Below are 8,008 nucleotides of genomic sequence, written 5' to 3' on the forward strand. Positions count from 1 at the left end.
CCAGACGGAATACTGCTTCAAAAGATGAATGACTAAGCCCGTTGCGAGCGATTCTCCAAACATTCGACCTGCCGGATGTTTTGCTTCAATATCTGCTTTCAGAGCCAATCCAATCTGCTGTACCAGCGAGTCTGCAACTCCGATGTGTGGAATCAACTCAATCTGCTTCACTCGAATCGATTCATGTGCGACCTGTTCAAAGTACTGAGGAGAAATTCCCAATAGAGAAAATTCGCCTGCCTCATGCAAGAGCGACGAATAGTTGATTCCAGGCGGAATAAACAGCATTTCACCCGGTTGACAGTAGCAGCTTAAACGTTGCCCCTCTACCTGATGTTCCGACTCAACTGGATGCCCACCCTGTTCTGTAATGCCAATAATATGCTGCATCCATTGATGGGTTGGATTTTGGTGAGCCGATGATCGTAGTGATGGAAAAAAATGCCATTCCACCCTGACTGCTCACTGGACAAAATTGGATGACCATCAAGTGCCGGACGAGTATGGTGAGTCATATCAACCTGCGGCGATTGATCCATCGTGGGCATAGACGTGAGAAATTGCTGCTGCTTGTAGTTTATCGAATTTCAGTTAATTGCTCTCGAATCACTTCAACTGCCTGCATCACCCCGTTTTCAGCCCGAATTTTCTTCCCCAATGCGTTGGCTCGTTGCTGCATGGCTGTATCTTGTGCAACTGCTTGAATTGCTTGTGATAGGTTCGAGACAGTCAACTGCTTTTGGGGAATTGGATGTGGTCCAACACCTAACTCAAAAACTTGCTTGCCCCAGAAGGGTTGATCCCCAAAGAAGGGACAAATAATGGTTGGTTTTCCCGCTCGTAACCCTGCTCCGGTTGTACCCGCCCCACCGTGATGAACAACCGCAAGGCATTGAGGAAAAAGCCAATCATGGGGGGCAGACTGCAAAACATGAATGGTATCAGGAACCTCTGATGTAGATAAACCACCCCACCCCGTTGCTAGAATGGCTCGCTGACCCGATTGACGAACGGCATCGATCACCAGCCGCGTTGTTTTAGCTGCATCCTCAGATGCCATGCTGCCAAACCCAACGTAAATGGGAGGGGAACCATGAGCTAAAAACGCCACTAAATCCGCTGGTGGTTGCCAATCTGAGGTGGAATCGAGAAACCAGTAGCCTGTCGCGATCGCACTCTCATCCCAATCGGCAGGAGGAGGAACCACATGACGACTGTAGGCATACAGTTTCGGAACGGGACGACCATGCAGCGATCGCTCATCTCGAAATGGAGACAACCCCAGTTTTTCCTGTCTCCACTGGTTGATCAAACGACGATACGGCAATAGAGAAGCCCGAAGGAACAATGTGTAGCTGAGGTAGTTCAGCCATCCACCGTAGTTGCCACCCCCAAAGATGGGATTAGCAAACGATCGCGTGGGCGAGTAAATCGGAAGTGCCATTGCTAGAAATCCAGGAATGCCCAGCTTATCGGCAATGTGATATCCCGCCAGGGGTTTCGCATGGTACACGACCGCATCTGGATTGTACTGTCGGGCAATTTCCCAGGCATCATCCATCATCTGCCGCAGCATCGGCATAATTTGCTTTAAGCGAATGGACTTCTTGCCTGCCAGCGCAGCCTTTCCGGTCTCTGTTTGTACCAGTTGAGCAAAGGGAGCGTGCAAAGGGGCAAATTCTAGCACATGGCTTGCCACCAGGGACGAAAAGCTGGGATCAGTGGCAAGCAGCACTTCAAACCCTGCCTGTTTCAATCCCTTGCCCAGTGCAACATAGGGTTGCACATCGCCCAAAGAACCTGCCGTTAAAATGAGGATGCGTTTGCTCATACAGCGATTGTAGAAACTATGCCGTCAGATATCATCTTGATTGGTCCGATTGGAACTGGCAAATCTACCATTGGTCGGCTTCTGGCAACAAAACTGAATTTGCCACAATGTTCAATGGATGAAAAGCGGTGGGACTATTACAAAGAAATGGGTTACGACGAAGAAATGGCACAGCCTCAAACGCAGCCAACATCCCTGATAAAGAACCCGGTAATTCCACATCTCGAATTGCAGTTGGAAGAAATGAATAAAATGCCTTGTCTGATAGAACGACAAAAATTCCACAAACGATGCCTAATGCGATCGCTAAACATAGTGAAAAAATCAATTCATCTTTAACCAATAGCCTCGCAAAACTGGAGTCCTCAATATCTTGTTTCCTGCGTGACCATAGACCTAAGCCTGCTAATGGTGCAGTGACGATCGCGCTTAAAAGACCTGCGACCAGCAAAACTTCGAGCAAGGAGACCGCTTGATCAGTACCATAAAGTATCGTTGAGAACGAGGCAAAGACTGAAGCAAACAGCAAAAGCCCAAAGATCTTGAGCGGAAACCGTGGGCGACTTTGCACTCCTGAGTCGATGTCAACGGTCATAGGCTGATTTCTCCGTTACTCTGAAGTCTCTAGCCGATTCTACCCAACTTTTATTGTCCCACCGATAACTTTTAACGTACTGCCTTCACGAACAGACCAAGCCTCATCACAAATCATTTAACGGAAGACGGCACAATAGGAGTCAATTGTGATGGTACGTGAGCAGTTAGAGAGCGAAAGCTCACATCAGCTTTGCCTTGATTTTCTTAGCTCGTCCTGCAACTGATTTTCTGGGATCATGAGCTAATCTTTCCAAATGCGGCAATAACCACTCTTTCAATGTCAAGTCCTTTTCTGCCCATTTACTTAGGGTATCCATTGTATTGTTTAAGACGATCCAATCGGTGTGAGTTTCAAGATTTTTTTGAAGAATCCTCTTTGAACTGTTTCTCTGTGACTCTGACATGAAAATCGAAAGAGTCTGAAATAAATTTGCTAAAGTCCACTGTGCTGAAGGTTGATTAATGTTTGATATTTCAGAAATAAGCTTATCAATATATGGAATGAGCCATTCAGGGTTTTCTAAGGATATTCTTTTGATGGCATTAGATGTGCGAAGTCGAACGATTTCATCGGTGCTGAAATAACAATTGTATAAATCTGAAAGTCTTGTGGAATCAGCTAATACGATATCAACCACTTCAATGGTTCTGCCCAGAGAGTTTGGATGCCCTCCTGCAAGCATTTCTTCAAAAGACTCACTCGTCATACCCTTTACATCTCAATGATGGCTTAATTTGTTTCAGTGCAGCAGGATTGTTGTGCTGTAACTATTGCAGCACTTTTCTCAGGAAAAATCGGCTGTGTCCTGCTGGAAAGTCTGATAGCTCTCCAAATACAACGTATCCGAGCTTTTGATAAAATTCTGGTGCTTGAAAGCTAAATGTATCTAAATAAGCATATTGGCAACCACGCTTAATAGCTTCCTGCTCCGCAGCCGCTAGAAGGGAGATACCGTAACCTCCTCCTCGACAAGATTCGTGTATCCAAAAAACATCAACATATAACCACTGCCAATACGTTGATCCGATTAATCCACCGACTAGATTCTCATCTGCGTCTCGTAAGAAAACAGCTAATTGCCGAAAGTTACCCTCACCAGCACAACGACTGTTGTATTGGAGCAGTTGTTGAACAATAAATTCAGTCTCATCAAGCTTTGGGGCTTCGACAATCTCTATCTTGAGTTGTGGCTTCATCGCTGTTTTTAGTGTGAGCAGAAACTTTCCCTATTGTAGAATCAGTGCGATCGCCTCACCGATATGCAACACAACCTGTGGTTGATTCAGTTTACTTTAATAGCTTTGTTGAGCATCGTCTTGATTACAGTTATTATGCAAAGTAAACAGTGCGATCGCTTGCGCTAGCGAAAGAAGAAATGTAGCGGTGAGTAATCCAAGTGAAACGGGTAGGCGAAAAGCATCATCGCCCTGTAGGAGAAAATACGAGTGAAGACTAACGGCGATGATTCCTCCAGCCACGAGTAGCCAGGAGAAAACAAAACCATCGGCATAACCTTGAGTAAGACGTTGCTGACCGAACAGCATCAACATAACTAGAGGAATGTTGAGCAGCAAGTTTAATTGAATTCCTCCCGGCATTCCAAATAGATCCCACTCATGCCAGTATGCAGCATCGATTTGATGCGTAATGAGAACGGATGCATTGGCAAGATAGAGCCAAGAAAGTATTGTTTTTGTAGACATTGAGCCTTTGGTCAACATACTGCCTTGTAAAAGCAACGCATCTAATCTAGAGCTAAATATCTGCGACTGGCAATTACTTCGCAGGTAATGCCGCCCAACGAATATTTGAAGCGAGGAACTCGGAATGCTTTATGCCTTGGCTGTTCCATTCGCCTGTCGATACGCCCCCGGTGATTGCCCCATCCATTGCTTAAACGCTTTACTAAAGGATGCTTCGGATTCATATCCCACAGAACTGGCAACCGCACTTAAGGGAATGCGCTGCGATCGCAAAATCTGACTGGCTCGTTGCATCCGCCAACGAGTGAGATATTTGTTGGGTGGTTCTCCGACCAATTCGCGGAACTGAGTAAAAAAGGTGGTACGAGAGATCCCTACCCGTTCCGCCAATTCTTCTGCCGTCCATACCTGCTCTGGGTGTCGATGGATCAGGTGAATCGCTTCACCAATTTGCGGATCGGTGAGGGCACGCAACCAGCAGCGATCGTGGCATTCCTGATTTTGGATGTACGCTCGCACTGCTTGTACCAACAGAATTCCCGCTAAGTGATTAATGACTACCTGAGCACCGGGACGAGCCGTTACCGTTTCTGATGCCATAAATTGCAGGGTTGTGTCTAACCATTCCACTGCCCTTCCTTCCTCGCCTTTGACAATTAGGAGTGGAGGTAAAGCCGACAGCAATGGATTTTCGGGCAACGGTTCAAAGGAAAATCGTCCGTACATGACGGTTGTGGGTAAGCCAGTCCCCCCAGCTTTGAGGACGGTCGGGGCTTCGTCTGAGTCTGCTTGCAGTAACTGCTCAAACTCGGCGATCGAAGGATTGCCTGACAGCGAATCGCGTAACGTATGCGACTGCCCTTTGGGGAGAATCACCAGATCGCCACCAACGAGAGGCATCGGTGTATCGATCCCCTCGATTTGCAGCCAGCTACTACCCCGAACCACGACCAGGAACACCGCTCCCTCAAAGGCATTCATCCCAATCGCCCAAGGTGCAGCCAGTTCCAGGCGATAGCAGTTTGTACTTTCTAAATGGATTGAACGAAAGACTTCACTAAGCGCATCCATACTGAATTCTCACCCGTCCTGAACGATTGGACATGATATTTGAACTTTAACGCATTGCTAGTTCAATTTCGCTGGATTACAACTTAAGTATATCGAGTTGATTCGGTTATTGCTTCTGGCTCACTAGCAGAAACAAATAGCCAACGGCAAACAACCCTTTACTTTCAAGGAGTATCTTTATGTCTCGATTAGATGGAAAAGTCGCGCTAATCACAGGCGGCACAACGGGTATTGGTTTGGCAACGGCTCAGTTATTCGCGCAAGAGGGAGCCAGGGTTGCGATTACAGGGCAAAATCAAGAGCGATTAGATCAAGCGTCTAAGACCCTGGGTAGCGAGGTTCTGGCAATTCTGGCTGATACGCGATCGCTCACCGACCTGGACACCGCATTCACTCAAATTAAAGAACGCTGGGGCAAACTGGACGTTTTATTCGTCAATGCTGGGATTGCAAAATTCAGTCCACTATTGGATGTCGATGAGTCGTTCATTGATGAAATGATGAATGTCAATTTCAAGGGTGCGCTATTTGCCGTTCAAAAAGCGGTTCCGCTGATGAGTGAAAACAGCAGCATTGTGTTCAATACCTCCATCAACAATCGGATGGGAATGCCGAATTCAGGAATTTATGCAGCTTCTAAAGCAGCACTGCGATCGCTCGTCCGGGTTCTAGCCGCCGAACTGATCGAGCGGGGAATTCGCGTCAATGCCGTTAGTCCGGGACCCATTACAACGCCAATTTACACTAAGCTTGGAATCCCTCAGACACAAGTTGAGCAATTTGCTGGGAAACTTCAGCAAGTGATTCCGATGAAACGATTTGGAGAAGCCGAAGAAGTCGCAAAAGCAGTTCTATTTCTCGCCAGCGATGATGCGTCGTTTGTACTGGGTGAAGAATTAGTGGTTGATGGCGGTTGGACTCAACTGGTAGCCAGTTAAGGAGACGTTTGATGTTGAAATTGTATGCTCACGGTTCCCCGAATCCTCACAAAGTCAGTATTGCACTGGAGGAGTTGGAGTTACCTTACGAAACTCGAATTGTGGATATTCCCAGCGGGGAACAGTTCAGCGCAGAGTTCATCCAACTCAATCCCAACAGCAAGGTTCCTGTACTGGTGGATAAGGAAACTGGACATACACTGTACGAATCCAACGCAATTCTGTTGTACCTGGCAGAGAAGACGGGACGCTTATTTCCAACAAATCCCGAACAGCGTTGGAAGGGCTTGCAGTTACTCTTCTTTCAGGCTGCCTCGATCGGTCCCATGTTTGGACAAAGAGCGCATTTCAGTCTATTTGCACCGGAGAAACCAAGTTATGCCGTTGAACGGTATCAGAAGGAGGGCAATCGCCTAACCAACGTTTTGGAATCCCTGCTGATGGAACGCGAGTATTTCTTGAATGACTACTCAATCGTGGATATTGCCCATTTCGGTTGGCTCTGGTGTTCCACTCATCAGGGGTTTTCCATCCAGTCTTACCCGAATCTGAGTGCCTGGTTCGATCGCATTGCAACCCGTCCAGCCGTACAGAGAGGTGTTACAATTCCCCTTCCACTTCCAGACTTTACGCCTTTTCAAACAGCAAACCATCATTCATGAACTGAAGTGATCAATCACAGGACGGCAGAGTGATTACCTTAAAGAGGAAACTGTTAAAGCAGTTCCCTCTAGCGTCATTACAATCCTGGATCGCTATCCAGTTGAAGCTTTTACTCTCCAATACATGACAGAACTTCCTGAATAAAGCGATCGCGCCCTCGCTCTGGGTGATCGTTAAACAGGTAATGGGTTCCATCTGGGATCGTCACCGTTTCTACCGTAGGAGCGTTGGTTAGCTCTACTTCAAGTGCCCACAAGTCTTCAGGGCGTGACCAGAAATCTAACTCTCCCCGCAGAACCAGTGTTGGAACCGTGATATCCTCAGCCTCCCAGTATTTCTGTCCCTTTGAGAGGTTGTAACTTTCCAAGCGATAAGCAGCAGGATTTAGCCTTAGGATTGTCCAGGAAGTCGTTCCTCAGCAAACCATTCTGGGGTTAGTAGCTGCCAAGATCGGGGTTTCCTTACTCCACGCCTCAGCAGAATCGGTTGCCCCTGCGGGTGTCGTACTTCGACCTTTAGCAGAACCAACACCGGAGTTAGAGCTTGCCATTGCCTGGAATCCAGAGGCTACAAATCCAGTACTACCCGCTTTTATGGCGATCGTTCGAGACGTTACCTGTCAACTTTGAATAATCAACTACGTTCCATAACGAGTACCCTGATTTGAGTACTGGGGCATACAGGAGAATTTGATCAGTTAATTGAGAAGCGGCAAATGTGAAATACCTGTAATCGGGTCGCTGCATCAGTCTAAATGACTGAGAATTATTCAGTTGCCCCGCTTCCTTTCCCTAAATAAACACTCTTCAATCCCTTCGTTCCCTTCTTGGTCACACCTCAGTAGCGCAAATACCGATATGATCCATAGGTCTTCCCTGTCTTCGCATCTGAAATCATTTTTAATTTAATGTGCCCTCGCCCCCCGTGTCGCCCTAACGGAGATCCGTCCTCCCGCCATTCTTGGGACGCATCAACGGCTTCCTGCTGTCGGGACTCCAACAGTCCTGTAATCATGGCAGCAAGTTTTGCCAGTTCCTCATCCTGCCATGATTGGAGTTCTTGAATTCAACGTTCCGGTCGGCTTCGGAGTACCATCCTTGTTACTCTGGATTGCGATTTAGGGAATAAATTGTCCCCACAGAAGCATAAGTATTTCCTAAACTAATAAATTGCAGAAGATACAACTGTTTCAGTCTGGCTGATT

At 47.1% G+C, this 8,008-nt stretch carries 11 protein-coding genes; 4 read left to right on the forward strand and 7 right to left on the reverse strand.

The genetic code is table 11. The annotated features are described in order from the left end of the window. Both H6G89_RS34045 and H6G89_RS34050 read right to left on the reverse strand, forming a co-directional pair. The coding region (locus H6G89_RS34045; protein ID WP_339384612.1) for a hypothetical protein at positions 1 to 390 on the reverse strand (390 nt) is incomplete at its 3' end. 187 nt (positions 391 to 577) lie between these two features. Next, positions 578 to 1,831, reverse strand: coding sequence for a glycosyltransferase (locus H6G89_RS34050; protein ID WP_190514454.1), 1,254 nt, complete (start codon positions 1,829 to 1,831; stop codon positions 578 to 580). 18 nt (positions 1,832 to 1,849) lie between these two features. Between H6G89_RS34050 and H6G89_RS36545 the strand changes: the two genes are divergently transcribed. Next, on the forward strand, positions 1,850 to 2,170 hold the full coding sequence (locus H6G89_RS36545) for an AAA family ATPase (protein ID WP_375539720.1): 321 nt from the start codon (positions 1,850 to 1,852) through the stop codon (positions 2,168 to 2,170). Between the two features lie 437 nt (positions 2,171 to 2,607). Here H6G89_RS36545 and H6G89_RS34060 read toward each other — a convergent pair whose 3' ends face one another. The 4 genes from H6G89_RS34060 to H6G89_RS34075 form a co-directional block, all read right to left on the reverse strand. Then, a complete protein-coding gene (locus H6G89_RS34060; RefSeq protein WP_190514456.1) occupies positions 2,608 to 3,135 on the reverse strand; it encodes a hypothetical protein in 528 nt (175 codons plus the stop codon). A 61-nt stretch (positions 3,136 to 3,196) separates the two neighbouring features. After that, positions 3,197 to 3,625, reverse strand: a complete 429-nt coding sequence (locus tag H6G89_RS34065) for a GNAT family N-acetyltransferase (protein ID WP_190514457.1) — start codon at positions 3,623 to 3,625, stop codon at positions 3,197 to 3,199. Positions 3,626 to 3,721: 96 nt separating this feature from the next. After that, positions 3,722 to 4,132: a DUF6713 family protein gene (locus H6G89_RS34070; RefSeq protein WP_190514458.1), complete on the reverse strand. Its 411-nt coding sequence runs from the start codon at positions 4,130 to 4,132 to the stop codon at positions 3,722 to 3,724. Between the two features lie 129 nt (positions 4,133 to 4,261). Then, a complete protein-coding gene (locus H6G89_RS34075) occupies positions 4,262 to 5,203 on the reverse strand; it encodes an AraC family transcriptional regulator (RefSeq protein ID WP_190514459.1) in 942 nt (313 codons plus the stop codon). Between the two features lie 179 nt (positions 5,204 to 5,382). Here H6G89_RS34075 and H6G89_RS34080 point away from each other — a divergent pair, with 179 nt between their 5' ends. Together H6G89_RS34080 and H6G89_RS34085 are read left to right on the forward strand one after the other, a co-directional pair. Further along, positions 5,383 to 6,141, forward strand: coding sequence for an SDR family oxidoreductase (locus H6G89_RS34080; protein WP_190514460.1), 759 nt, complete (start codon positions 5,383 to 5,385; stop codon positions 6,139 to 6,141). A gap of 11 nt (positions 6,142 to 6,152) precedes the next feature. Next, a complete protein-coding gene (locus tag H6G89_RS34085) occupies positions 6,153 to 6,803 on the forward strand; it encodes a glutathione S-transferase family protein (RefSeq protein WP_190514461.1) in 651 nt (216 codons plus the stop codon). Positions 6,804 to 6,913: 110 nt separating this feature from the next. Here H6G89_RS34085 and H6G89_RS34090 read toward each other — a convergent pair whose 3' ends face one another. Further along, a complete protein-coding gene (locus H6G89_RS34090) occupies positions 6,914 to 7,171 on the reverse strand; it encodes an alpha/beta fold hydrolase (protein ID WP_190514462.1) in 258 nt (85 codons plus the stop codon). Between the two features lie 61 nt (positions 7,172 to 7,232). On the opposite strand from H6G89_RS34090, the gene H6G89_RS36550 reads away from it, so the two are divergent. Then, complete coding sequence (locus H6G89_RS36550) at positions 7,233 to 7,433, forward strand: LysR substrate-binding domain-containing protein (RefSeq protein ID WP_375539721.1); 201 nt, start codon at positions 7,233 to 7,235, stop codon at positions 7,431 to 7,433. Positions 7,434 to 8,008 lie beyond the last annotated feature (575 nt).

It is taken from the genome of Oscillatoria sp. FACHB-1407 (assembly GCF_014697545.1).
GTDB lineage: Bacteria > Cyanobacteriota > Cyanobacteriia > Elainellales > Elainellaceae > FACHB-1407.

Bases quoted from the DNA above. Each gene is read 5' to 3' on its own strand.
- H6G89_RS34050 (WP_190514454.1), bottom strand. From the start codon at position 1,831: ATGAGCAAACGCATCCTCATTTTAACGGCAGGTTCTTTGGGCGATGTG.
- H6G89_RS36545 (WP_375539720.1), top strand. From the start codon at position 1,850: ATGCCGTCAGATATCATCTTGATTGGTCCGATTGGAACTGGCAAATCT.
- H6G89_RS34060 (WP_190514456.1), bottom strand. From the start codon at position 3,135: ATGACGAGTGAGTCTTTTGAAGAAATGCTTGCAGGAGGGCATCCAAAC.
- H6G89_RS34065 (WP_190514457.1), bottom strand. From the start codon at position 3,625: ATGAAGCCACAACTCAAGATAGAGATTGTCGAAGCCCCAAAGCTTGAT.
- H6G89_RS34070 (WP_190514458.1), bottom strand. From the start codon at position 4,132: ATGTCTACAAAAACAATACTTTCTTGGCTCTATCTTGCCAATGCATCC.
- H6G89_RS34075 (WP_190514459.1), bottom strand. From the start codon at position 5,203: ATGGATGCGCTTAGTGAAGTCTTTCGTTCAATCCATTTAGAAAGTACA.
- H6G89_RS34080 (WP_190514460.1), top strand. From the start codon at position 5,383: ATGTCTCGATTAGATGGAAAAGTCGCGCTAATCACAGGCGGCACAACG.
- H6G89_RS34085 (WP_190514461.1), top strand. From the start codon at position 6,153: ATGTTGAAATTGTATGCTCACGGTTCCCCGAATCCTCACAAAGTCAGT.